Source organism: Acinetobacter sp. ANC_7588 (assembly GCF_056783995.1).
Map to the genome: position 1 here is coordinate 1 of NZ_JBWYIU010000016.1, position 25,591 is coordinate 25,591.

The window sequence follows — 25,591 nt, forward strand, 5'->3', positions numbered from 1 at the left end:
AGAGTAAGTCATCGCCAGCTCATTATTCTAAACACCCCCTTCAATAGAAGGGGGTGTTTTTTTATATATAAAAATCGAATTTAAAATAATTAAACCCTTGTAACTGAATAAGAAGCTCCAATCAGTTAATTTATGCCAAAAGATTGATGATTCTTGCAATTAAAAAAACAACAATAAATGTCAGTATGCCTATGAGGATTTAAATAATTTCAGGGACATAGTTGATGCAATACAATCCGATCTATTACACAGATGAACACTTTGCATTTGCAGATGCAGTAAAAAAATTTGTAGAAAAAGAAATTATTCCCTATGTAAATGAGTGGGACGAAGCTGAAACTTTTCCACGAGAACTCTACAAAAAAGCTGCAGAAGTTGGATTGATGGCATCAGGTTTTGATGAAAAATACGGTGGTATCCCAGATACAGATGCATTCTATACTTTATTGGGATGTGTGGAGTTGGCAAAGGCGGCATCAGGTGGGTTAATCGCTTCATTACTTTCACATATGATCGGTGCGCCACCAATTAATAGCTTTGCAAGTGAAGAGGTGAAAGCAGAGGTTTTGCCACAAATCTTATCAGGTGAGAAGATTTCTGCTTTAGCAATTACAGAACCAGGCGGAGGTTCTGATGTTGCAGCACTTAAAACAAAAGCAGTAAAAGAAGGTGATTACTATATAGTCAGTGGTGAAAAAACATTTATTACTTCTGGTATTCGTGCTGATTACTATACTGTTGCCGTTCGAACTGATCCTGAAGGAAAGGGACCCAATGGTATCTCAATGCTACTGATTGATGCCCATACGCCAGGTATTACAAAAACGAAGTTAGATAAAATGGGATGGTGGGCGTCTGATACCGCTCATTTGCACTTCGATCAAGTTAAAGTGCCTGCAAAAAATTTGATTGGTCCTGAGAATATGGGCTTCTTTGTGATTATGAATAACTTCAATATGGAACGTTTTTTCTTGGCTGCGAGTAGTTATGGTTATGCAAAAGTTTGTTATGAAGAAGCTCTAGATTGGGCTCAACAGCGACGTACTTTTGGTAAACGCTTGGTAGATCATCAAGTTGTTCGTCATAAATTGGTAGATATGGCAACACGTTTACAAACGACTCGCGCTTTACTTGAAGATACGGCATATAAAATGGGTCGTCCTGAACTTCAAGGGAATGAAATGATTGCACAAATTTGTATGCTCAAAAACGTAGCAACGCAAACTATGCAATTCTGTGCTGATGCAGCCGTTCAAACACTAGGTGGCATGGGCTTTATGCGTGGCATGAAATCTGAACGTATATATCGCGAAGTTAAAGTGAATATGATAGGCGGTGGAGCTGAGGAAATTATGAAAGATTTGGCAAGCCGACAGCTGGGCTTCTAAAAGAAATAAAAAGGTGGATTAAGCCACCTTTTTTAATTGATCAGATATAAAGTTAAGCATTCATTGCCATATCCCAGACGATATTGGTTAACTCATCAAGTGACATTTTCCCTTCTGGATTGTACCAAGTTACGGTCCAAGCGATTGAACCACCAATCAGTCTTCGCCAGATAAAAGGATCGTGCTTAATTTTGCCTTTGTCATGTAATACCTTGATGACACTCAGCCATATCCCTTCATAATCATTTCTTAATTTTAATAGTTTCTTCTGATTTTCCTCAGAAAGTGAAAACCATTCATAGACCAATACAGCCATAGCGGAACCTGTATCCCCAGAGATCGCATCGAGTTCAGCTTTAATCAGAGCCTTGAGTTGTTGCTCTGGATGGTCTGAAGTGGATATGGCACTTTCAAGGCAAGCGTGATTGTAAATGATGGTTTGTTCCATCACATGCGCCAAAATATCGTCTTTGGTTTTGAAATGATGAAATAAACTTCCAGATTGGATACCAATAAACTGTGCGAGTTCACGAACAGTGGTTTTGGCATAACCTTGTTTATGGAATAAATAAGCTGCCCCCAAAAGTAAACGACCACGTGGTGTATCGTCAAAGCAGGCTATTGGTTGAATTTGGTCAATAGAGGTCGCGATCATCTTGTTATTTTATCCTATTTTGTTTTCTAAACGCGTTGCTTCCATGCAAATTTTAGCGCAATAAGCAGATTTGCAAATAATAATAACATTTTGCACTTTACAAACCAAGCGCTTGCTTGGTAGATTAAGCTCAAATTCTAAACAGAATAATGAGATGGTTATGACAAATATTCAGGACGAACAAAAAATTGTAAAAATTGGCTGTGCTTCAGGTTTCTGGGGAGATACCAACACAGCTGCATTTCAATTGGTACACATGTCGGATATTAACTATTTAGTATTTGATTATCTTTCAGAAATCACCATGTCTATCATGGCAAAGGCCAAAATGAAAGATCCTTCTCATGGATATGCATTGGACTTTGTTAGTCGTGTTATGACACCGCTCATCAACAAAATTGCGGACAAGAAAATCAAAGTTGTAAGTAATGCTGGCGGTGTAAATCCATTGGCATGCCGTGATGCACTTCAAGAAGTGATCAAAAATGCTGGTTTAGATTTGAAAGTTGCGGTGGTACTTGGTGATGATTTAATGGATCAGCACGTTGAACTTCAAAAACAAAATATAAAAGAAATGTTTAATGGTGAGGATCTTCCTCCACATGTCGCAAGTAGTAATGCTTATTTGGGTGCTGTAGGGATTCGTGACGCTCTGGATTTAGGTGCAGACATTGTGATCACAGGTCGTGTCGTGGATTCGGCTGTGGTGATTGGGCCTTTATTGCATGAATACAAATGGGATTTAGCGGATTACGATAAATTGGCACAGGCGGCACTTGCAGGTCATGTGATTGAGTGTGGTGCACAATGTACTGGCGGTAACTTCACAGATTGGCGTTTGGTTGAAGGCTTTGACAATATGGGCTTCCCAATTGTTGAAGTGAAAGCAGATTCATCATTTGTGGTGACTAAGCCAAATGGTACAGGTGGTTTAGTATCTCCGGGTACGGTAGGCGAACAAATTGTATATGAGATTGGTCATCCACAAGCTTATCTATTGCCTGATGTAACGGCTGATTTTAGCCAAGTCAAACTTGAGCAAGTGGGTGTGCATCGTGTACTTGTGACAGGTGCAAAAGGTACAGCGCCAACACAACACTACAAAGTAAGCACGACCTATCCTGATGGTAACCGTGTATTAGTCAGCTTCTTACTTGCAGGGCAGGATGCAGAAGAAAAAGCGTATGCAGTATCAAACGCAATTTTAAATAAAGTTGAGCGTGTAATGGCGCTTCGTTCGATTCCACCATTTACTGAAAAATCAATTGAGATTTTAGGTACAGAAACAACCTATGGTGCAAACCGCCGTGTAGAAAAACCACGTGAAGTTGTAGTGAAAATTGCCGTTAAACATATGTTTAAAGAAGCATGTATGTTCTTTGCTTCTGAGATTGCACAAGCTTCTACAGGTATGGCACCTGCATTAACAGGTATTGTCGGTGGTCGTCCAAAACCATCTCCAGTGATTAAATTATTCTCGTTCTTGGTAGAGAAATCTCAACTAAATGTTGAAGTGGATATCAATGGTGAGCGTCATAAAGTTTCTGTACCACATGGTGAGCTACTTGCTGAAATTCCAACCATCCCAGCAGGGGAAGTGGCAACTTTAACTGGTAACGAAATTGAAGTGCCTTTAGTTCAAGTTGCACATGCACGTAGTGGTGATAAAGGTAACTACAGCAACATCGGTGTACTTGCACGTAAACCAGAATTTTTACCTTGGATTCGTGCATCTTTAACTGAAGCCAATGTTGCGGAATATATGAAGCATGTGTTTGAAGGTGGTAATGGTGGCGAAGTACGTCGCTATGAATTGCCGGGCTTAAATGCACTTAACTTCTTGTTAATTGATGCGCTTGGTGGTGGTGGTGTTGCGAGCTTACGTATTGATCCACAAGGCAAAGCATTTGCACAACAATTATTAGATATACCGGTAAAAGTTCCTGCAAATTTATTGTAAGCCAGCGTACGGGCATCATCTGATGCCCAAGCAAAATAAAAAAAACAATTGATTCATATATGGAAGTGTAAGTAATGGGTTATCAGTCGATATTTAGAAATGATGCATTTGCTGGCAAAGTCGTGATTGTCACAGGTGGTGGCTCGGGCATTGGTCGTTGTACGGCGCATGAGCTTGCATCACTTGGTGCGCAAGTGGTGATTACAGGTCGTAAGATCGAAAAACTTGAAAATGTGATTGCTGAAATCACTGAAGATGGTGGTCGTGCACATGGCATCGTGTGTGATAACCGCGAAGAAGAACAAGTTAAAAAAATGATTGCGGAAGTGATCGAAAAATTCGGTCGTATTGATGGTTTAGTGAATAACGCAGGCGGTCAGTTCCCATCAACATTAGAAAGTATTTCTGCCAATGGTTTTGATGCTGTCATCCGTAATAACTTACATTCGACCTTTTATCTTATGCGTGAAGCCTATAACCAGTGGATGGCAAAAAATGGTGGTGCCATCGTCAATATGGCAGCAGATATGTGGGGCGGTATGCCGGGTATGGGGCACTCAGGTGCAGCACGTTCAGGTGTTGATAACCTGACCAAAACGGCTGCGGTGGAATGGGGTAAATCAGGTGTGCGGGTAAACTGTGTGGCACCTGGTTGGATTATCTCATCAGGGATGGATACCTATTCAGGCCCTGTCGCAGAATTCATTATCCCTAACCTTTCTAGCAATGTGCCTTTACAACGTATGGGAACAGAGTCGGAAGTATCTTCGGCGATTGTTTATCTATTATCTGACGCTGCCAACTTTGTTTCAGGGATGACAGTACGTATCGATGGTGCGGCTTCACAAGGTACACGCGTATTCCCATTATCATCTGCAGAAAATAGTGAGTCTTATAACGGCTTCCACCGTGCATTTATTCCAGATGTACTAAAGAAAAAAGACGAAAAGAATTAATCGAGATTATAAGGAACAAGGAGGAAACGGAATGGCAGTGATTCAGTCCGAAGTTGCAGTAGGAAGCGAAGTATTTGAACAGAATAAAGCGAAATTGCTCGAGCAAATCGAAGAGATTCGAGCGATTCAAAAAAGTGCGCTAGATCGTTCTTATAAAGCTAAGCCTAAGTTTGATAAAAAAGGAAAGATTTTACCGCATGAGCGTGTACGTATGTTGCTCGATGCAGATTCTCCATTTGTAGAGTTGTGTGGTCTTGTGGGTTACAAGATGCATGATGATAAAGATGGTTCAGAAGCAGGTGGCGGGATCATTGCAGGGATTGGTTTTGTAAATGGTACACGTTGTATGGTGGCTGCCAATAACAGTGCGATCAAAGGCGGTACGATTGCTCCAATGGGTGTACACAAAAGCCTTCGTTTACACCAAATTGCGTTAGAGCAAAAATTACCAATCATTACTTTAGCAGAAAGTGGTGGTGCAAACTTAAACTACGCAGCAGAAGTATTTACTGCTGGTGGTACAACATTTGCCAACCAAGCACGTTTATCTGCAAAAGGGATTCCACAAGTTTCTGTAGTCCATGGTAACGCAACAGCAGGTGGTGCATACCAACCGGGTCTTTCTGATTATGTGATTACTGTACGTAAGCAAACTGAAATGTTGCTCGCAGGTCCGCCATTGTTATTGGCTGCAACAGGTGAAGTCGCAACTGCTGAAGAATTGGGCGGTGCGGAAATGCATGCTCAAGTGGCAGGTACAGCAGAATACTTGGCAGAAAATGATGCCGATGGTATCCGAATCGCACGTGAAATCTTTAAGCATTTAAACTGGAAAGAGCAAGTTAAGCTTGAAACACCAGAATATAAAGAGCCACGTTATTCAGCAGAAGAATTACTTGGCATCATTCCATCAGATCCAAAACAACCTTTGGATATGAAAGAAATCATTGCACGTATTGTTGATGATTCTGATTTCTTCGAATTTAAAAATGAGTATGACTCACATACGGTATGTGGTTGGTCGCAAATTGGTGGTATGCATTTAGGCATTATCACTAATAATGGTCCAATTACCCCACAAGGTGCAGCAAAAGCAGCGCAGTTTATTCAGTTATGTGAACAAACACGTCGCCCGATTTTATTCTTGCACAACACCACAGGCTTTATGGTGGGTACAGATGCAGAACAAAACGGCATCATCAAACATGGTTCTAAGCTGATCCAAGCGGTTGCCAACTGTACAGTGCCGAAGATTTCGATCATTGCTCATGGTTCATACGGTGCAGGTAACTATGCGATGTGTGGTCGTCCACTTGGCCCACAATTTATCTTCTCATGGCCGAACTCTCGTGTTGCGGTAATGGGCGGTGCGCAAGCAGGTAAGGTACTTCGTATTGTTGCGGAAGCGAAACAACGTGAATCTGGCATGGAGCCAAATGAGCAAATGTTGGACTTCTTAGAACAATCGACAGCAATGAAATTAGAGTCGCAATCGACTGCATTATTCAACACAGCGATGTTGCATGATGATGGCATTATCGACCCACGTGATACACGTAAATTGCTGATTTTCTTATTGCAAACCATTAATGAATCACAAGCACGTGAGTTGAATCCAACACGTTTTGGTGTGCCAAGATTCTAATCAATCCCTCTTGCGGAATATATTCCTCATCCCTTTAAAAAGTGAGGAATACCCCCTCTTTTTAAAGAGGTGAGAAGCATGGATTCGCAAGGTATATTAAAGATTAAAAAACAAATATTGAAATTTTAAGGAAGACAAAAAATGAAATTTACTGAAGAACATGAAGCGCTACGCCGTACAACACGTCAATTTGTAGAAAACGAAATCAACCCATATACAGCAGAATGGGAAAAAGCGGGTCAATTCCCAATCCACGAAGTATTCAAAAAAATGGGTGATTTGGGTTTATTAGGTATTTGTAAACCTGAAGAAAACGGTGGTTTGGCACTCGATTATTCTTATAACCTTGTTGTTGCAGAAGAATTAGGTCGTATCAACGTGGGTGGTGTTGCACTTGCGATGGGTGTACAGACTGACATGGCTACTCCTGCAATTGCACGTTTTGGTAGCAAAGAATTACGTGATGAGTTTTTAACGCCAGCAGTTGCAGGTGAAAAAGTTGCAGCTATTGCAGTATCTGAAGTTCAAGCAGGTTCTGACGTTGCAGCACTGAAAACCACAGCAACTAAAGATGGCGATGACTACATTATCAATGGTCATAAAATGTGGATCACAAACTCTCTACAAGCAGACTTTTTCTGTTTGTTAGCGAATACATCTGATGGTAAACCACACTTTAACAAGTCAATGATTGTTGTTCCTGCAAATACACCGGGTATTACATTCTCTGAGCCATTAGAAAAGTTAGGTATGCGTTCTAGTACCACTGCACAAGTGTTCTTTGACAACGTACGTGTGCCACAACGTAATTTGGTGGGTCAAGAAGGCATGGGCTTTATGATGCAAATGCTTCAGTTCCAAGAAGAGCGTATGTGGGGTGCAGCTAATGCAATGGGCGGTATGTTGCAATGTATCGAAAAAACAATTCAGTACACTAAAGAGCGTACAACTTTCGGTCAGCCATTAATTGATAACCAATATATCCATTTCCGTTTTGCTGAGTTAATGACGGAGATCGAAGCACTGAAAGCATTAACCTATCGTGCTTGCCAATTGCATATCGAAGGCGAAAACGTAACGCAAATGGCATCTATGGCAAAACTAAAAGCGGGTCGTTTAACGCGTGAAGTTGCAGATAGCTGCTTACAGTTCTGGGGTGGTAATGGCTTTATGGCTGATAACCCAGCTGCTCAGTTCTACCGTGATGGTCGTTTAGTATCTATTGGCGGTGGTGCGGACGAAATCATGCTTGGCATTATCTGTAAGATGATGGACATCCTTCCTGGTAAGAAAAAATAAGCAGGAGATCTGATATGACATTATCAAGTTCAATTGCCAATTTAGAGGTTGATGGCAGCATCATCCTAGAGCAAGACGGTGGCATTTTAACCTTATGGTTAAACCATCCTGAAAGCCGTAATGCCATGAGCCTAAAAATGGTGGAATCCATTCAGGCTGTATTTACAGCAATTAAAGATGATGTGTCTGTACGTGCAGTGATTTTGCGTGGTAAAGGCGGTCACTTCTGTGCAGGTGGTAACATTAAAGATATGGCAGCGATCCGTGCTAAAGCAATGGAAGTGGGCAACAACACACCTTATACCGAATTTAACCGTACGTTTGGTGCGCTGATTGAGCAAGTCGATCAAGCACCACAAACGGTTGTGGCTGTACTTGAAGGTGCTGTACTCGGTGGTGGTTTCGGTTTGGCATGTGTCTCTGATGTTGCAATTGCGCATGCAGAAGCACAATTTGGCTTACCTGAAACTGGCTTAGGGATTTTACCTGCACAAATAGCACCGTTTGTGGTGACACGTGTTGGCTTAACTCAAGCACGTCGTTTAGCCTTATTAGGTATGCGCTTTAAGGGTCAAACCGCTTTAGAGGTGGGGATTGTGCATCAAGTGGTTGCAGATGAAGTTGAACTTGCATCAGCACTTGAAGAAACCATTACCCAAATTAAACGCTGTGCGCCATTGGCATCGCGTGCAACCAAAGCATTATTACATCGTACCACCAAAGAAGAATTGGGGCCGTTACTTGATGATGCAGCACGTCAATTTGCAGATGCCGTGGCAAGCGCAGAAGGAATGGAAGGCACAATGGCGTTTATTCAAAAACGCCAACCAAGCTGGGCAGAATAAACCACATTCCAACGCCTGTATGAATGTGAATTAAAAAGGATACGCTCCTCAAGATCAGAGGAGCCTAAAAAATTGGTGGAACTATGGCGTTTACAAAAGTATTAGTTGCAAACCGTGGTGAAATTGCTGCTCGTGTGATGCGTACAGCAAAAGCCTTAGGTTACGAAACCGTTGCTGTGTACTCAGATGCCGACAAAAATGCGCGTCACGTACAAGTCGCAGATGAAGCGGTTTATATCGGTCCTTCAAAAGTATCAGAATCTTATTTATCGATTCCAAATATTATCGAAGCATGTAAGAAAACTGGCGCAGATGCGGTGCATCCGGGTTATGGTTTCTTATCAGAAAATACTGATTTTGCTGCAGCATGTGCAGAAAATGGCATTATCTTTATCGGTCCACCTGCAGGTGCGATTGAGCTCATGGGTAGCAAGCGTTTGTCTAAAATCGCCATGATCGAAGCAGGCGTACCATGTGTACCGGGTTATGAAGGCGACCAACAAGATATCGACTTTTTAGCAGATCAAGCGAAGAAAGTAGGCTTCCCACTGATGGTAAAAGCATCAGCAGGTGGTGGTGGACGTGGTATGCGTCTTGTTCACCAAGAAGTGGACTTGCTTGAAGCTTTAAAAACGGCACGTTCTGAAGCAGAAAATGCCTTCGGTTCGGGTGAGTTGATTATCGAGAAAGCAGTGATTGCACCTCGCCACGTGGAAATCCAAGTGTTTGGTGATACGCATGGTAACTACGTGTATTTATTTGAACGTGATTGCTCGATTCAACGTCGTCACCAAAAAGTGGTTGAAGAAGCACCATGTCCAGTTCTTACAGAAGAAACACGTCAAGCGATGGGTGATGCAGCAGTTGCAGCAGCCAAAGCTTGTAACTATGTGGGTGCAGGTACGGTTGAATTCTTGCTAGATCAATCAGGCGAGTTTTATTTCTTAGAAATGAACACACGTTTGCAAGTAGAGCATCCTGTAACAGAAATGATCACAGGTCTTGATCTTGTAGAATGGCAGCTTCGTGTGGCAAACGGTGAAACATTACCGCTCAAGCAAGAAGAATTGACTATGAATGGTCATGCCATTGAAGTGCGTTTATATGCAGAAGACCCACGCCAAGACTTCTTACCACAAACAGGCAAAGTATTACGTTGGCAACCTTCGGATTTAGAAGGCGTACGTATCGATCACGGTATGATGCCAACTGATGAAGTTAGCCCATTCTACGATCCAATGGTGGCTAAAATCATCGTACATGGCAAAACACGTACCGATGCGATTCGTTTACTTGCACGTGCTGTAAATGATTCTGTACTGTTAGGTGTAAACAGTAATAAGGAGTTTTTAGTTAACTTATTACGTCATCCACTTGTGGTGGAGGGTGATGTGAACACTGGTTTTATTCAACAGCATTTCCAAAGTGATGTGAGTTTGAATAAACAGAGTCTAAATTTAGAAAGCTTAGCATTGATTGCAGCGTTGTTGATAAATGCATCTGCGCAAACAGATTGGAACACAGGAGTTTCTTCAGCATTACCACTGAAACTTCGATATGATGATCAAAAGTTAGATCTCATTGTGCATCGTGATGGTCGTTCAGTGAGTGTTGAAACCTGTGGTGAAAGCCAGTCGATTGAGGTTGTAGCGCAAAATACACAGCAATTGATTTATAGCATTAATGGAATTCGACGTCGAATCGACTATGTTCTTGATGGTAATTTTGTTTATTTAGATCGCGCGAATGGCAACGTCATGGTGGAAAATATTACCTATTTACCACCTGAGACTGCCGATGTGGCAGGGGATGGTAAAATTCGTGCCCCAATGGATGGTGCAATTATAAATGTCATTGCTCAACCTGGAGAGCGTGTAACTAAAGGGCAAACATTATTGATTCTTGAAGCGATGAAAATCCAACAGCAAATTAAGTCAGATGTCGACGGTGTTGTGGGTGAAATCGTAGGACAAGTTGGTCAGCAAGTGAAAAAACGTCAAATCTTGATGAATATTGAGGTTGATGCTGAATAAGCAATAAAAAAAGCCATCTAACGATGGCTTTTTTTATGACCGGATTTATGCAAATACTGTTTGTACGGCACAGTAAAGCACCCAAAGAATTGCAATCGCAACTACAGGTTCTAAAACTTTTGCCCAAGTTGGTGTAGCCACTACTTCTGGCTCAGCAACATCGTGGTGATCATGTTGAACTTGATTGACCATGTCATGAAACTCCTTCATCGTTTGGTCTAATGATATCTCTTCTTGAATGACAGGTTGAGAACCAATCAACTCATTTAGGTTATTTGTTAGCCAAACCCAATCTTTTGCTTTACCAGAGAGATGTTCAACTTGACCCTGAAGTAATTCATTCATGCCTTGTAGTTGATAATGACCTGTTACATCAAGTTGTTTAAGTTCATTAAGCTGTAAGGTCAAAATCTCTGATGTCGCAGTTTCAAGTTCTTGATGAGACAGCGTAGACTGATTATGTTGAGATGTCGTCAAATGCCGTGCGACTTCTTGAATATAAAGTTGGTCAGCGGCATGAATTTCTTGGTATATTTTTTTTTCGTCTTTACGCCATAGGCTGATGAGTTTACCTAAAGCTAAGATATTTAATTCATTGAGATATTCATGCCGTTGTTCAGCTGGATACTGTTTCAACAGCTGAGGCTTTTGAATTTTGGTCTGCTCAGCAAAATATTGTACTAAATCAAAAGCCATTCAACTCTCCTGTAAGTTTTTTCAATCCAAAATTCTTAAACTCGGTTTTTTCTTTGGTGCTTCATTTTCTTGATTTTGTTGCTGTTTAGATTCTATCGGATTTTCATCCGTTTGTGCATTGGCATATTCATCAGGATCAAAGAATAATCCTTGACCATTTTCTTTTGCATATAACCCGAGTACAGCATTGATTGGCACATAAATATCTTTGGAAACACCACCAAAACGTGCAGAAAAGGTAATCGCTTCATTGCTCATGTGTAGTTGATGCACAGCATGTGGCACGATATTTAAAACAATCTGACCGTCTTGAACGAACTGTGTAGGTACATCGGTATAAGGCTGTGTGGCATCTACCAGTAGATATGGGGTGAGATTGTTATCGCAAATCCATTCATAAATCGCACGTGCTAAATACGGGCGAGTTGGACTTAATTTGATTTCTTGATCAGACATGTGACTCACTCTTTTGCTTTTTTAAGCGGATTTTAATTCAGGACTATAACGATTTTTTTCCTGAACCGTCATGGACTTAATGAAGGCTGGACGACTGAAAACACGCTGGCAATATAAATAAAACGGGCGGCATTGTTGCTTTGGAAGCTCAATACCCATCGTTCTTAACCGTATAAAAATCGGTGCCAACATGCAATCTAAAATTGTAAATTGTTCAGACATGAAATAAGGATAGTGCTGAAACAAAGGTGTCAGCGAGATAAGCGTATCTTTTAACTTTTTTTGGGCTGCCTTTTGTGCGTCAACATCAAGTGTGTCTGGGTGGCGCAACATATCATCTGCAAGTTTTAACCAGTCATTTTCAAAACGCCATATATATTGGCGTTGTTCTGCACGTGGAGCAGGAGCATCTGCATATAACTTATTCTGACGATAGCGATCATCTAAATATTCAGAAATGATGGATGTATTGAAAAGTTTTAACTCATTTTCAATCATCATCGGGAGTCGATTGTATGGATTTAAACTCGCAAGATCCTCGTTGTCTTCGTCGACAATAAATAAATTATGTTTAATTTGTTTTTCTGCCAGTAAGAAGCGAATCCAATGCGATCGAAAGTCATCTGCATGACTATAAATGGTGATGCCTTGTAATGGGGTGGTTTCGACTGACATATTCCAATCAAAGTATTAATGAATAGATAAGGATACTAAAAATGCACGCTAAAATCATCGTTTAATGAGCGATGCATATTAAAACACTTGAATTTTATATTGAGTCGTATTTATGTCTGGAACGTTTTTTTTAATTTTTATCCTTGTATTGTTGAAATTTAATCTTTAGCTTTTTATCCAAAGCGATATAAAAAGCCGATCTTTAAATCGGCCTTGTGCACTAATGTATGATTCCACTCCACCATTGACGGACGTCGCGATTGTTAGTTAATGCACTTGTGTCGCCAGGTCTAAGTTTATAGCCACACTTGTAAACCATTGAGAATTTTTGACCTAAAGATCGATGTACCAGACTGTTATTTTGTACAGGATATCCATCTGAGCATCCAACTAACTCTAATGCTTTATTTATGTTTTCATATGAAGACATTAATCTTTGTATGGGTCCATCACAAACATGCTTACCCGTATTGGATTGCCAACACACGGCTAAAGCATCTATCGATTGTGAGTTATTTGCTTGTGCAATATTGGATGTACCTAATATTGTAGCGGCTACGGCGAATGATAAACATATTTCCCTATTTAACATTTTTATCCCTTTAATTTAAAAAACTGCATGAAAGTATTTTTTAATAAAGTTGTAAAAAGTTAACAATCCTCAAATTGGAGATGATTAAGCATATATTTGTTTAAGTCAGTCAAAATAGAGCAATAAAAACTAGCGTCTTTTTATTGATATCAGCGTTTAATATTCATTTTAAAGTATCGTGTACGACTGATTTTCATGAGTAAGGGAAAATATAAAGATGAAAAAAAAACCTTGGCATAAGCCAAGGTTTTTTTGTCCGAATTCGGAAAACGAATTAACGTTTAGAGAATTGTGGACGTTTACGAGCTTTACGTAAACCAAGTTTCTTACGTTCAACTTCACGAGCATCACGAGTAACGAAACCAGCTTGACGAAGAGCAGGTTTTAAAGTTTCATCAGCAGCGATCAATGCACGAGTAATACCGTGACGGATTGCGCCAGCTTGACCACCGATACCACCACCAGCAACAGTGATGTAAAGGTCATATTTCTCAGTAGCATCTAAAAGCTCTAGTGGTTGACGTACAACCATACGAGCAGTTTCACGACCGAAGTATTGTTCTAAAGAACGGTTGTTAATAACGAGTTTACCAGTACCAGCAGATAGGAAAACACGTGCAGTTGCGGTCTTACGGCGACCTGTACCATAGTTAGTAGCCATGTGCTGTATCCCTTAGATGTCCAAAACTTGTGGCTGTTGAGCTGTGTGAGGATGCTCAGCACCAGCATACACTTTCATTTTCTTGATCATAGCATAACCAAGAGGACCTTTTGGCAACATGCCTTTTACAGCGCGTTGGAAGATTTCTTCTGGCTTGTGAGCAACTAATTTTTCAAAGTTAGTTTCACGGATACCACCAGGGAAACCAGTGTGGCGATAGTATTTCTTATCAAGTGACTTATTACCAGTTACTTGAACTTGCTCAGCATTGATAATTACGATGTAATCACCAGTGTCAACGTGAGGAGTATAAGAAGTTTTGTGCTTACCGCGTAAACGACGTGCGATTTCAGTCGCAAGACGACCTAAAGTTTTGCCAGAAGCATCAACAACGTACCAGTCGTGTTGAACTTCAGCTGGCTTAGCGCTGAGAGTTTTCATTAACCACTACCTATTATAGTTGGTTTGGACGGTGGAATCTGTCCAAACAAAAAGGAGAGCGAATTCTAGCGGAAAAACACTAGAACCACAATCAAAATATTAAGATTTCGAGGGGCATATTCTATTTAATTTAGATTGAAAAGTATAGCGGTTTATTTAATCAATTTCGTTTGTAATGAGGAAATAATCATAATAATAGCTCGGAGTTTTGATGAGTTCACAAAATAATAATGATCGTTTCTCTCCTCCTGTTCGTCATTCAGATTTATCTTCACGCCATGATCAAATCAAAGTGAGCAAGGTGACGAAATTTTTGACCGGATTTTTATTCATTTTTCTCGGAATATATTTAGTGTTAGCATGGTGTTTGGCGCTATTTATGGAATCGATGTTTTAAGTGTCATTCTTATATATTCAATGTATGCACATTTTATGATTTTCCCTTGGATCATCTATTTAATCAGTGGCTTTGGTTTCTTGTGCATTAAAGATTCAGCATTTTATTCAGCGCGTTCAACGATTAGACGCATTCTTTTGTTGGGTTTGTTCTTCGTCATCGTGATTGTATGTGTATCCGAAGTCGCTCATGCTTTGGGTCTATTAGATGCAAGATTTCGTATGGATTGGCGCTAAAAGACTCAAAAGAACGATTAAAAAAATCAGAGGGCTAAGATTTTACCATTTTGGTATTGTTGAACATCGTACATTCGATCTGTATTAAAATAATAAAAATCCTTGAATGATGATCGTTATGCTTCCTTTGTATGTCACCAGCGGTGAGCCTGCTGGAATTGGTCCTGATATCTGTTTAAGCCTTGCGCAACGTTTGGATGAGCGTCCACTCGTCGTGCTTGCTGATATACAAATGCTCAAGCAACGTGCAGAAAAACTTCATCTTGAAGTTGAAGTGATTGAGTATCAAGGGCAACAAACATCGTCAAAAGTGGGTCAGCTTTTTGTGGAACATATTCCTTTAAATGAAAGTGTAGTACTGGGTGAGTTAAATGTTCAAAATGCGAGTTATGTCTTAGAACAACTCCGCCGTTCTGCAGACTATGCGATGTCAGGTAAAAGCGTTGGCGTGGCGACAGCACCTGTACAAAAGTCAGTGATCAATGAGGCAGGTATTCATTTCAGTGGTCACACTGAGTTTTACCAAGAGTTTGCTGGTGTATTACGCGTGGTCATGATGCTGGCAACCAAAACCTTACGTGTTGCACTTGCAACCACGCACTTACCCCTTCGTGCGGTTGCGGATGCGATTACAGCTGAGCGCTTGCATCAGGTCATCGACATTCTAATTCATGATTTAAGATCAAAATTTAAAATCGAATCTCCCAAAATTTTGGTGTGCGGTTTAAATCCTCATGCAGGTGAAGATGGTTATTTAGGAGTGGAGGAGATCGAAGTGATTAATCCTGTACTTGAACGCTATCGTGCGCAAGGGATAGACATGAGTTTATGTCTGCCTGCAGATACCTTATTTACACCAGAAAATTTAAAAGATGCCGATGCAGTTTTAGCCATGTATCACGATCAGGGATTACCTGTGTTAAAATCGCAAGGATTTGGTGAAGCCATTAATATTACTTTGGGCTTGCCGTTTATTCGCACCTCTGTCGATCATGGCACAGCACTCTCCCTCGCAGGTACTGGACTTGCGAAAAGCTCGAGCTTACATGTGGCTGTGGACTTAGCGCTCGATTTAGCGCGTCAGTGATCTTGTCTTAATTACACGTTGGAAATCTTTATGTATCAGATTAATGCCTTAAACCCGAAAGATGAAGGGCATCACACGCGTAAGCGTTTTGGTCAAAACTTCTTACATGACCAACGTGTCATTGCCAAAATTGTGCGTTCGGTGAACCCGCGTACTGGTGACAATATTGTTGAAATTGGTCCAGGTCTTGCTGCTTTAACATCGCCTTTAATTGGTGAATGTGATGCTTTGACTGTCATTGAATTAGACCGTGATTTAGCAGCTGGATTACCCGGTCGTGTACCGCATCCTGAACGTTTAACTATTGTGGAAACTGATGCTTTACGCTACGACTTCACTGAATTGTTTGATGGTCGTCCGTTGCGTGTTGTCGGTAACTTACCTTATAACATTTCTACGCCTTTGTTATTTCATCTCTTAGAGTTTGGTGACAAGGTCAAAGACATGCACTTCATGTTGCAAAAAGAAGTGGTCGATCGTATTACGGCATCACCAAATACCAAAGAATATGGTCGTTTATCAGTCATGATTCAGTACTACTGTAAACCGACATTCTTGTTTGAAGTGCCACCTGGTTCGTTCAACCCACCACCCAAAGTAACTTCTGCGGTATTTCGCTTAGAGCCGTATGATGTAAAACCAATAGTGGCGAAGAATGAAAAAGCCTTGGCACGTTTAGTCTCCCATGTATTTACACAACGCCGTAAGACACTTCGCAACAGTTTAAAAGGCATGTTGCAAGAGGAAGGATTTGAAAAAGCTGGTGTTGATCCAATGGCGCGTCCAGAAACATTAACACTTGCTCAATTTGTTGCACTTGCAGATCAAATGGTAGATGCATAAATGGCTGGTGAAAACATTCGATATAATTACGTGATTGGTGATGTTCAGGGCTGTTTTGAAGCTTTGAAAATGTTACTCAAGGAAATCAAATTTGATCCTGATCAGGATTTTTTATGGTTTGCGGGTGATTTAGTCGCACGTGGTGAAAACTCGATTGGCGCTTTACGTTTTATCAAGAAACTGGTCGATCGAGGCGTTGCTGCGACAGTCTTGGGTAATCATGATTTGACCTTGTTAGCGTGCGCAAGGGGCATTAAAGAGATTAAAGAGAAAGACAATACTCGTGATGTGATTGATGCGATTGACAGTGATGATTTAATCGACTGGTTACGCAAACAACCCTTATGTTTATGTCCAAATGAAAATATTGTCATTACACATGCGGGTATTCCACATATTTGGACAGTAGAGCAAGTGAAACAGTTTGCTCAAGAGGTTGAAACGGTTATTGCGCATGATGATTTTGATGTTCTGGATGCATTTTTGAAAGAAATGTATGGTAAAGAACCTACATTATGGTCAGATGATTTAACAGGACATGAGCGCTTACGATGTATCGTGAATTATCTAACCCGTATGCGTTTGACTGATCCAGAGGGTCGACTTGAATTTAGTTTTAAAGACGCTTTAGATGAGCCGATGCCAGCTGGCTATCAGCCATGGTTTGAATATGAGTCAAAAGCTGCTCAAACTCATCAAGTCATTTTTGGACATTGGGCTGCCTTACAGGGCAGAACAATATCTGCGCATATTCAGAATGTTGACGGTGGTTGTGTCTGGGGCAATCAATTAATGGCGTATCGTCTTGAAGATCAGCAAATGTTTGCTGTAGATAATCCTATGTTTGCATAGAATCATCTACTTTAGGTCGTTTTCGTCTAATAAAAAAGCCACTCATCAGTGGCTTTTTTATTTTCAATCGTGGGTAAATCAAGAGGTCGCTTTTAAAAAGTGAATAAAAGTAGGGAGCCAAACGGCTGTAAACGTTGCATTTACCGCCATACCAAATGCAGCATAACGACCAGCTACACTGCCTCGTTGCCAAGCTTGAGCTGTCCCAATCGCATGGGCTGCTAAACCGAGTGCTAAGCCTGAGGCACGCTCATCATTAATATGACGTAGTATGAGTGGTGAAAAAGCTGCGCCAATCACACCAGATAAAATAACGATTAAAATGGCTAAGCTAATTGGTGCATGGAGTAAGGTCGCAATATTAATTGCGATTGGTGTTGTCACTGCACGTGTAGCGAAAGCCATAATGGTCGAATCTGCCATATGCAGTAGATACGCTAAGCCCATAGGCAATGCGACAGCACTGACACTAGCAAACACTAATATTCCTAAAATGCCTTTTAGTGGTAAATCGTCATAACGCATTGCTGCAAGTGGGATCGCGAGAGCCACTGTGACGTATCCTAATAAATGATCAAAAATCGGATTGACATCTTTCATGTAGTGATCATAAGGAATACCAATAATCAGTAAGATGACGATCACAAAGAACATCCCGAATACAATTACAGGAATCTGTGGTACGACACGGTTACAGGGTTTTGAAATTAAATAGGCGAATAACGTAATAGCAAAGCCGATTAAAATTGCGAGCATATTTCTCTCCTATAACCAGCGTTTTGCCATTTTGGCGTAAACCCAAAGTGGAATAAGTGTACTTAACGTGAGTACGAGTAAAAAAAGAGGAATTTCTTTACCCATATGAACCAACATAACCAATGCCCCAGCACTAATTGGTAAAAATGCGAAAGCACTTTCTTTCATGATTTTATTATTTACATCGACAACTCTGGTTGGAAGAGTGCCAAATCTACGCCAAGCAAACAGTACAAGTAGTAAGGAAAGCAACCCGACAAGATTGCCCAGTTCGGGATGATTCAATTGAGTCATAAGCCAAACTGAACCTTCTCGGAAGCCAATAATAAGCACTATGGTGCCAATCCATGCTGGCCAATCTATCGTTTTCATCCACTGCATCATGATTATACTTTTAACATTATTTATCACGTTTTAACTGATTTATGATTTGATTTCAAACTCTTCTAAAGGTCTTTTAAATTGTTGCGCCTTATCACCAAGAATTTGATCAATTGGTAAATGTGCTTGTTTTATAAGTTGCTCTAATTTATGTGGCGCAATTTGAATATTTAAAATCAAATGACCTAGATCATCATAATGTTCAGACTGAATCACATTTAATTCATACAGTTGATTGCGTAATTTGCCATATTCAGGTCTGAGTGTGAGTTCAAATTGTTGTATTTGCCCCATTAAACACTCTTGAACGGCTTGTCGCAGTAAATCTAAACCTTGACTTGAGTGTGCTGAAACATAGACTCGATCAGGCAAATTGGGAGAAGCATAAATGATTTTAGGCTCTTCACCCGTTTGATCAATTTTATTGTATACGCGTAATATTGGCACCTGAGCCCCAATTTCTTTCAGGACTTTTTCAACAGCATCAATTTGCTCAAGCTTGTCTGGACTATTTGAATCGATAACATGCAAAAGCAAAGTCGCCTCAAGTGTTTCTTCAAGGGTTGCTTTGAATGACTCTACTAAGGAGTGTGCAAGATTGCGAACGAATCCCACTGTGTCAGCCAAGACCAATGTTCCAATGCCATCCCAATTTAATCTTCTTAAAGTTGGGTCAAGAGTTGCGAACAATTGATCTGCTGCATACACATCACTTTCAGCAAGAATATTAAATAGGGTGGATTTTCCTGCGTTGGTATAACCGACTAGAGACACTGTTGGAATAGACGCTTTTTGACGCGCTGCACGACCTTGGATTCGTGTCTGGCGGACTTTTTCAAGTTTGTCTTTAAGCTGGTTTATGCGGAGGCGGAGTAAACGACGGTCTGTTTCTAATTGTGTTTCACCTGGACCACGTAAACCAATACCCCCTTTTTGGCCATCTAAGCCCATGCGACCACCCACTAAACGTGAAGCGAGATGGTCTAACTGAGCCAATTCAACTTGTAGTTTACCTTCATGTGTTCGTGCGCGTTGTGCAAAAATATCTAAGATAAGGCGAGTACGATCGATGACCCGACATTGAATAACACGCTCGAGATTACGTTCTTGAGATGGTGTGAGGGAATGATCGAAAATGACAATATCAGCTTCTACCGCTGCAACAAATTCGGCGATTTCTTCAGCTTTACCCGAACCAATAAAAAATTTAGGGTCAGGTTTAATACGTTGAGCTTGTATATGTTCAAGAATCTCTGCACCAGCAGATTTGGCCAATAAACGAAATTCTTCTTGATCAAGATCTTCTAATATTTGGACATTAACACTCACCAAGACCGCACGTTCATTTGCTTGATTTTGTCCAGTAACTTCCACTCAGCTAATACTCCACATCAAAACTCTAGTGTAGAGGAAATTGAACAATTGAGGGAAATAGATTTAAATTAACCTAAAGCAGTTTTGAACATAAGTATAAACGCCAGCATAAATAAAAAGACGCCACCGACAATTGATGCCAATGAGAAGAGTGCCGACCAGATGGGAATGACTTGATTTGATGGTGATTGAGTTGTAGTTTGCATAATTTTTAAATCTATAAATTCGATTTAAAAATTATATTTTATTGGGTATTTGAATTGAAATTGAATTTTCAAATCTATGTATACGGTTTTTATAATCAATGCATCTCTGGTGAGCTCAGTATAGAATGGAGCTATAGTGGATAACGCCTGTTATTATTCAGTGAAATAATTTATGACAACATTAACGCCTAAAAAACTCAATTTATTTTCAAAAACAGCGCTATATAGCCAAAAAATCATCTCAGGTACTGCTGCTGTCACTGAAGGGTTTTATTTAATTTTTAGGCATCAAATGTATAAAAATCCGAATAATCCAAACAATACTCGCTATGTACAACATTTTTGCCGTCGCTTATGCAAAGTTTTTAATATCGATTTACAAGTACATGGCAACATTCCTCGTGAACCCGCATTATGGGTGAGCAATCATATCTCTTGGTTAGATATTCCTGTATTAGGTTCGAGTGCGCGTGTATTTTTCTTAGCAAAAGCAGAAATTGAAAATTGGCCGATTTTTGGGAAACTTGCCAAGGGTGGTGGAACACTGTTCATTAAACGAGGTTCAGGAGATTCGGTCCGTATTAAAGAGCAAATCACAGAATTTTTGAAGCAAAATATTCCTGTCTTATTTTTTCCAGAAGCAACCACGACTGATGGAACTAAAGTCAAAAAAGTGCATGGAAGACTTTTAGCTGCAGCTATCGAGGCTCAAAAACCAGTGCAAGTTTGTTTAATCTGTTATGTCAATCAAGAGGGGGAGTTAGATCAGGTTGCTCCCTTTATTGGAAATATTGGATTTACAGCGCATCTCAAAGCAGTATTGGAAATGCCTCAAGTCGTTGCACATTTAACAGCTTTGCCCACGATTGATGTTACTGGACATACAGTTGAAAGCTTAACGAGAGAAGTGCAACTCAGAATGCAGGAAGGATTGGAAGTATTACATCAAAAAGTACTCAAAGCTTAATCAGTAAAAGCAGGGATCATGATGATCCCTGCTTTTACATGAATCCTTCGATTGGCAACCAGGAGATAACTTTCAAGCTTGCTTTTTGCCACCATTTCATTTTTGGTTCTTTGGTATAGATTTTAATACCTTCAGGTGTCGCTTGTTTCCAATTAATATTATTTTGTGAATCTAGAACTAATTTATAGGCATATTTTTTTAGGTTCTGATCCATGGTTTTATGCACAGCTTGCGCTAGGGGCTGGCTGTTTAAAATGACGCCTATTTCAGTATTTAAATTGGCTGAACGTGGATCAAAATTAAATGATCCGATAAATACTTGCTTATCATCCAAAGCCATCATTTTTGCATGTAGGCTTGAGCGACTCAGCCCTTTAAGGCTCACTTTGGACTGCTTAGAAATTTCAATATTATTTTTATTTTGGAATTCTTCTGGCAAAGCAGGGAGGAACTCATATAACTCTACGCCGTTTTGCAGTAAATCTTGACGGTATTTCGCATAAAACGCATGTACAAGTGCAACATCATTGGCTTTAAAAGAGTTGGTCAGTACACGAACTTTAACGCCATCTTGTGCGATTGCACTTAAACGTTGCTCACCCTTGCGCTCAGGAACGAAGTAAGCGGAAATGATATCGACACTTTTTTCTGGTTTCTCTAAGCGTTCAACCAGTTGAAAGTTGAGATGTTCTTCTTTCTTAGCTTTCGCTTTGATTTTTTCAGGAGAATCTTTGATGACTTCTGCTTTCACCCAATCCAGCTTAATTTCTTGATTGAGCCAACGATCAAAATCATGAGATTCACGAGTAATTTCAACATAACTACGTACAGCACCATCATCAAAGTGCTCTTGCAGTTGCTGTTTTAAACCTTCATAGCGCAATGTATATTGTTGATGATTGACAATATTTTTAACTGGATAGGCATATTCATGATTCCAGTACTCATCAAATGAGTGTGTAATATCACTTACTGCATGACCGACAAGCATGACATCAACATCTGAAAATTGATATCGGTCACTGACATTGTAGTATTGATTACTCATATTTCGGCCGCCAATCAGGGTAATTTGATTGTCAGCTGTAAACGTTTTGTTGTGCATCCGTCGATTGATACGTTTCAGATCCAAAATCATATCAACGGGTCTAAGGCGTCGGAATTTATAAGGATTGAATAACTTTACGTCAATGTTTTGATGTTGATCCAGCGCGAGATAAATACTTTCCATCGTCTTAGCGTTATTGTCATCCATTAACAATCTGACTTTTACACCACGATCAGCAGCTTGAATGATTTTATAAAGAGCCAATGCACCTACACGGTCGTTATCCCAAATGTAATATTGAAGGTCGAGTGTTTTTTCGGCTTTCTCAATTAATTGAAAACGTGCAGCTATCGCTTCGATTGGATCATATAAAACATGAAAACCTGTTAATTCAGGATTCTTAATTTTCAAAGGTTCGACAATTTGCGCCAATGAAGTGTCATGAGTGTCGATGTCATACGCATATTGAGGTGCAACAGCTTGTTGAGTGGGTAAAGTTGAGCATGCGGGTAAAGCAAGAATCAAACATGAACTCATAATGAAGCGCATTTTAAAAGATGTTTTCTTTTGGCGATTCAATTGTTGAGATTGATTCTTTTCCATGTGATTTGCTTGCATAATCTATTCTTTGAACTCAATGTGCTAAAGTATAAAGAGCACCATTTAAAAGATAAATGAACCACTCAGATTATTCGTCTGATTTAATGAAAGAGATTGAATATGTGGACAACAAATAACATCCTTGCTGCGTTCTATATTATTTTCTCGCTCTTCGCTATTTGGGGAGTCACGCAAGCATGGATGAGCCAATCTCGAACTGAAACCATACATCCATTTAAAGCCTTTGTTCATCTCTTGGCATTTTATCTTTCTTATTTACTTGTTCCGTTGTGGTTTTTTAGTATTTTTGCTACTTGGCAAGGTATATTTTCATTGCATGAAGGTGTGTTTATTTTCTTGTTGAGCAGTGTATTGATTTATGCACGTTTCATTGAGCCACATCGTGTAGTAGTGAATAACCTGAGTTACAAGTTAAGTTCGGCGCAACCCTTTAAACATCCGATTAAAGTGGCATTAATTGCAGACTTACATATTGGATTGTTTTCTGGGCATGAAAGACAACTGAAAATTATCGTGAATAAGATTAATCAAGCTCAACCAGATTTAGTGGTTGTGGCAGGTGATTGGACCTATGAACCAGAAAATAAGCTGGCAGAAGAGCTCCGAGTATTAAGAGAAATTCAAGCGCCTGTCTATTCTGTGAATGGTAATCATGATGAGCAATATCCAGGTCCACCGATTCAGGCATTATTAAAAGATGCGCTAGCTTCAAATCAGGTGATGGATATTGAAGGTAAGATTGTTGAGTTTGATGAGTTTAGATTGATTGGTGTGGGGGATTTGTGGGCAGGTAAGGCTGACATGCGGGATATGCCTGATTTACCACAAGATAAGCCGTGGTTAATTCTGTCACATAATCCGGATACGGTGGATATGGTGCCAAAATTGCCAACTCATCCGTTGATGTTGTCAGGGCATACTCATGGGGGACAAGTGGAGCTTCCGTGGTTGACAGATTACATCATGAAAAAAGTGTCTATCTTGGGTCATAAACGTGGTTTATATAAGCATGAACATGCCAATGTTTATGTGTCCGTAGGTACTGGCATGGTAGGTGTCCCATTCAGATTCAGAGTACCACCGATGATTGATATCATTGAGCTCAGCTAATAAAAAAACCGGCTTAAGCCGGTTTTTTTATTAGCTGAAAGCATCAAATTTGATTATTCACATCATCATGTTTCGTTTCGCGAATCATGAGGAAAGCAATCAGCGAAAGGATTGATGCAGCCGTCAAATAATAGCCTACTGCAGACAAACCATATTCAGTTGCCAATTTCGTTGCAATCAAAGGTGCGAAAGATGCACCAAAAATACCAGCAAGGTTAAATGTTAACGCCGAACCAGTATAACGCACCGATGTCGGGAAGATTTCTGAAAGTACTGTACCGATTGGACCATAGGTTAAGCCCATAATCGCAAGACCAATACATAAGAATAAGAACACAATCAGTGTGCTTCCTGACTCCAACATGTCCGCAAAGAAAATACCAAAAATAGCAGAAATTACACACACCGCGATCGAAGTGGTTTTACGACCGAACTTTTCCGCAAAAATTGCAGAAAGGGGAATAAATGCTGCAAAACAAAGCGTTGCAACCAACTGAAGTTGTAGGAACTCTTCACGAGAGTAACCTAATTGTTTTGTACCCCATTGCAAAGCAAATACAGTGGTTAAGTAAAAAACTACGAAAGTACAAATGGCTGCAATCGTTCCGAGTACAAGCATTTTTGAATGCTTTTTAAAAACTTGTACAAAAGGAACATTCACTTCTTTTTGTTTATCAAGCACGTTTTGGAATGCTGGCGTTTCATGCAACTTTAAGCGAATCCACAAGCCTACAATCACCAATAAGGCACTTGAAATAAATGGAATACGCCATCCCCATGACATGAATGCTTCTTCACTCATGAATGCCCCAAGCGTAAGGAAAGAGCCTGTGGCAAGGATGAAGCCGATAGGTGCACCAAGTTGAGGGAACATACCGTACCAAGCACGTTTGCCTTCTGGCGCATTTTCAGTTGCGAGTAGAACTGCACCTGACCATTCGCCACCTAAACCTAAGCCCTGACCTAATCGGCACAAAGCTAAAAGTAAGGGTGCCACAATGCCAATTTGCGCATAGGTTGGAAGTAAACCAATCGCAACGGTAGAAAGCCCCATGGTTAGCAAGGCTGCCACTAAGGTTGCTTTACGACCGATTCGATCTCCCAAATGACCGAATAGTGCGGCGCCGATAGGACGTGCGATGAATGCGATTGCAAAAGTTGCTAATGATTGAATCGTTGCTGTCATAGGATCTGTGCTTGTTGGAAAGAACAAGTAGGGGAAAATTATGACCGCAGCTGTTGCGTAAATATAAAAATCGAAGAACTCGATGGTTGTACCAACGAGGCTTGCAGTTAATACCCGAGTTTTAGAGTTTGCGGGCTGAGCTTGTTGTGATGCTGTATTAGACGCCATGAGAGACCTTACACTTACTAAAAATAAAAAACTTAGATTTAATAGCGTAATCTTTTT

24 protein-coding genes are annotated in these 25,591 nt (G+C 40.3%); 13 read left to right on the top strand and 11 right to left on the bottom strand.

What is annotated here, in order from left to right; translation table 11 throughout:
* Window positions 1-224 precede the first annotated feature (224 nt).
* On the top strand, window positions 225-1,388 hold the full coding sequence (locus tag AC1M9J_RS13500; RefSeq protein WP_481596605.1) for an acyl-CoA dehydrogenase family protein: 1,164 nt from the start codon (window positions 225-227) through the stop codon (window positions 1,386-1,388).
* A 52-nt stretch (window positions 1,389-1,440) separates the two neighbouring features.
* Here AC1M9J_RS13500 and AC1M9J_RS13505 read toward each other — a convergent pair whose 3' ends face one another.
* A complete protein-coding gene (locus AC1M9J_RS13505; protein WP_035269534.1) occupies window positions 1,441-2,043 on the bottom strand; it encodes a TetR/AcrR family transcriptional regulator in 603 nt (200 codons plus the stop codon).
* A gap of 160 nt (window positions 2,044-2,203) precedes the next feature.
* Here AC1M9J_RS13505 and AC1M9J_RS13510 point away from each other — a divergent pair, with 160 nt between their 5' ends.
* The 6 genes from AC1M9J_RS13510 to AC1M9J_RS13535 all read left to right on the top strand — a co-directional run bounded on the left by AC1M9J_RS13510 (window position 2,204) and on the right by AC1M9J_RS13535 (window position 10,781).
* Window positions 2,204-4,003, top strand: a complete 1,800-nt coding sequence (locus tag AC1M9J_RS13510) for an acyclic terpene utilization AtuA family protein (protein ID WP_481952498.1) — start codon at window positions 2,204-2,206, stop codon at window positions 4,001-4,003.
* Between the two features lie 74 nt (window positions 4,004-4,077).
* Window positions 4,078-4,959 carry an SDR family oxidoreductase gene (locus AC1M9J_RS13515; RefSeq protein WP_481596607.1) on the top strand — a complete coding sequence of 294 codons (882 nt, stop codon included), beginning with the start codon at window positions 4,078-4,080 and terminating at the stop codon, window positions 4,957-4,959.
* Window positions 4,960-4,990: 31 nt separating this feature from the next.
* Complete coding sequence (locus AC1M9J_RS13520) at window positions 4,991-6,604, top strand: acyl-CoA carboxylase subunit beta (RefSeq protein ID WP_179999828.1); 1,614 nt, start codon at window positions 4,991-4,993, stop codon at window positions 6,602-6,604.
* 141 nt (window positions 6,605-6,745) lie between these two features.
* Window positions 6,746-7,903 carry an acyl-CoA dehydrogenase family protein gene (locus tag AC1M9J_RS13525; protein ID WP_481596609.1) on the top strand — a complete coding sequence of 386 codons (1,158 nt, stop codon included), beginning with the start codon at window positions 6,746-6,748 and terminating at the stop codon, window positions 7,901-7,903.
* 14 nt (window positions 7,904-7,917) lie between these two features.
* Entirely contained in the window at window positions 7,918-8,748 is an 831-nt protein-coding gene (locus tag AC1M9J_RS13530) for an enoyl-CoA hydratase/isomerase family protein (RefSeq protein ID WP_481596610.1), read from the top strand.
* Window positions 8,749-8,831: 83 nt separating this feature from the next.
* A complete protein-coding gene (locus tag AC1M9J_RS13535; protein WP_481596611.1) occupies window positions 8,832-10,781 on the top strand; it encodes an acetyl/propionyl/methylcrotonyl-CoA carboxylase subunit alpha in 1,950 nt (649 codons plus the stop codon).
* Between the two features lie 45 nt (window positions 10,782-10,826).
* Here the strand turns inward: AC1M9J_RS13535 and AC1M9J_RS13540 are convergent, their stop codons facing one another.
* From AC1M9J_RS13540 to rplM, 5 genes are all read right to left on the bottom strand, one after another.
* Window positions 10,827-11,477 (bottom strand): hypothetical protein, encoded by a 651-nt coding sequence (locus tag AC1M9J_RS13540; RefSeq protein ID WP_481596612.1) that lies wholly within the window; start codon window positions 11,475-11,477, stop codon window positions 10,827-10,829.
* A 21-nt stretch (window positions 11,478-11,498) separates the two neighbouring features.
* On the bottom strand, window positions 11,499-11,933 hold the full coding sequence (locus AC1M9J_RS13545) for a ClpXP protease specificity-enhancing factor (RefSeq protein ID WP_035269488.1): 435 nt from the start codon (window positions 11,931-11,933) through the stop codon (window positions 11,499-11,501).
* A 21-nt stretch (window positions 11,934-11,954) separates the two neighbouring features.
* Complete coding sequence (locus tag AC1M9J_RS13550; protein WP_481596613.1) at window positions 11,955-12,608, bottom strand: glutathione S-transferase N-terminal domain-containing protein; 654 nt, start codon at window positions 12,606-12,608, stop codon at window positions 11,955-11,957.
* An 866-nt stretch (window positions 12,609-13,474) separates the two neighbouring features.
* Entirely contained in the window at window positions 13,475-13,861 is a 387-nt protein-coding gene (gene rpsI / locus AC1M9J_RS13555; protein WP_035270019.1) for a 30S ribosomal protein S9, read from the bottom strand.
* Window positions 13,862-13,873: 12 nt separating this feature from the next.
* Complete coding sequence (gene rplM, locus AC1M9J_RS13560) at window positions 13,874-14,302, bottom strand: 50S ribosomal protein L13 (protein ID WP_035270016.1); 429 nt, start codon at window positions 14,300-14,302, stop codon at window positions 13,874-13,876.
* A 360-nt stretch (window positions 14,303-14,662) separates the two neighbouring features.
* Between rplM and AC1M9J_RS13565 the strand changes: the two genes are divergently transcribed.
* From AC1M9J_RS13565 to AC1M9J_RS13580, 4 genes are all read left to right on the top strand, one after another.
* Entirely contained in the window at window positions 14,663-14,935 is a 273-nt protein-coding gene (locus tag AC1M9J_RS13565) for a hypothetical protein (protein ID WP_481952499.1), read from the top strand.
* A gap of 118 nt (window positions 14,936-15,053) precedes the next feature.
* Window positions 15,054-16,022 (top strand): 4-hydroxythreonine-4-phosphate dehydrogenase PdxA, encoded by a 969-nt coding sequence (gene pdxA / locus AC1M9J_RS13570; protein WP_481952508.1) that lies wholly within the window; start codon window positions 15,054-15,056, stop codon window positions 16,020-16,022.
* A 30-nt stretch (window positions 16,023-16,052) separates the two neighbouring features.
* Window positions 16,053-16,865, top strand: coding sequence for a 16S rRNA (adenine(1518)-N(6)/adenine(1519)-N(6))-dimethyltransferase RsmA (gene rsmA, locus AC1M9J_RS13575; RefSeq protein WP_035270009.1), 813 nt, complete (start codon window positions 16,053-16,055; stop codon window positions 16,863-16,865).
* Window positions 16,866-17,717, top strand: a complete 852-nt coding sequence (locus AC1M9J_RS13580) for a symmetrical bis(5'-nucleosyl)-tetraphosphatase (protein WP_180028601.1) — start codon at window positions 16,866-16,868, stop codon at window positions 17,715-17,717.
* A gap of 78 nt (window positions 17,718-17,795) precedes the next feature.
* Here the strand turns inward: AC1M9J_RS13580 and AC1M9J_RS13585 are convergent, their stop codons facing one another.
* Genes AC1M9J_RS13585 through hflX form a run of 3 tightly spaced genes read right to left on the bottom strand, consistent with a single transcriptional unit; the run spans window position 17,796 to window position 20,228 of the window.
* Window positions 17,796-18,473 (bottom strand): LrgB family protein, encoded by a 678-nt coding sequence (locus tag AC1M9J_RS13585; RefSeq protein ID WP_035270007.1) that lies wholly within the window; start codon window positions 18,471-18,473, stop codon window positions 17,796-17,798.
* Between the two features lie 9 nt (window positions 18,474-18,482).
* Entirely contained in the window at window positions 18,483-18,854 is a 372-nt protein-coding gene (locus AC1M9J_RS13590; RefSeq protein WP_092768555.1) for a hypothetical protein, read from the bottom strand.
* 42 nt (window positions 18,855-18,896) lie between these two features.
* On the bottom strand, window positions 18,897-20,228 hold the full coding sequence (gene hflX / locus AC1M9J_RS13595) for a ribosome rescue GTPase HflX (protein ID WP_481596616.1): 1,332 nt from the start codon (window positions 20,226-20,228) through the stop codon (window positions 18,897-18,899).
* Window positions 20,229-20,606: 378 nt separating this feature from the next.
* Between hflX and AC1M9J_RS13600 the strand changes: the two genes are divergently transcribed.
* The gene (locus AC1M9J_RS13600; protein WP_481596617.1) at window positions 20,607-21,401 is read left to right on the top strand and encodes a lysophospholipid acyltransferase family protein; all 795 of its coding nucleotides are present in this window, start codon (window positions 20,607-20,609) and stop codon (window positions 21,399-21,401) included.
* Window positions 21,402-21,435: 34 nt separating this feature from the next.
* Here the strand turns inward: AC1M9J_RS13600 and AC1M9J_RS13605 are convergent, their stop codons facing one another.
* The gene (locus AC1M9J_RS13605) at window positions 21,436-22,998 is read right to left on the bottom strand and encodes a phospholipase D family protein (protein WP_228143135.1); all 1,563 of its coding nucleotides are present in this window, start codon (window positions 22,996-22,998) and stop codon (window positions 21,436-21,438) included.
* 171 nt (window positions 22,999-23,169) lie between these two features.
* Here AC1M9J_RS13605 and AC1M9J_RS13610 point away from each other — a divergent pair, with 171 nt between their 5' ends.
* Window positions 23,170-24,180: a metallophosphoesterase gene (locus AC1M9J_RS13610; RefSeq protein ID WP_035270000.1), complete on the top strand. Its 1,011-nt coding sequence runs from the start codon at window positions 23,170-23,172 to the stop codon at window positions 24,178-24,180.
* A 43-nt stretch (window positions 24,181-24,223) separates the two neighbouring features.
* Here AC1M9J_RS13610 and AC1M9J_RS13615 read toward each other — a convergent pair whose 3' ends face one another.
* Window positions 24,224-25,534 carry an MFS transporter gene (locus AC1M9J_RS13615; RefSeq protein ID WP_035267948.1) on the bottom strand — a complete coding sequence of 437 codons (1,311 nt, stop codon included), beginning with the start codon at window positions 25,532-25,534 and terminating at the stop codon, window positions 24,224-24,226.
* Between the last annotated feature and the right edge of the window lie 57 nt (window positions 25,535-25,591).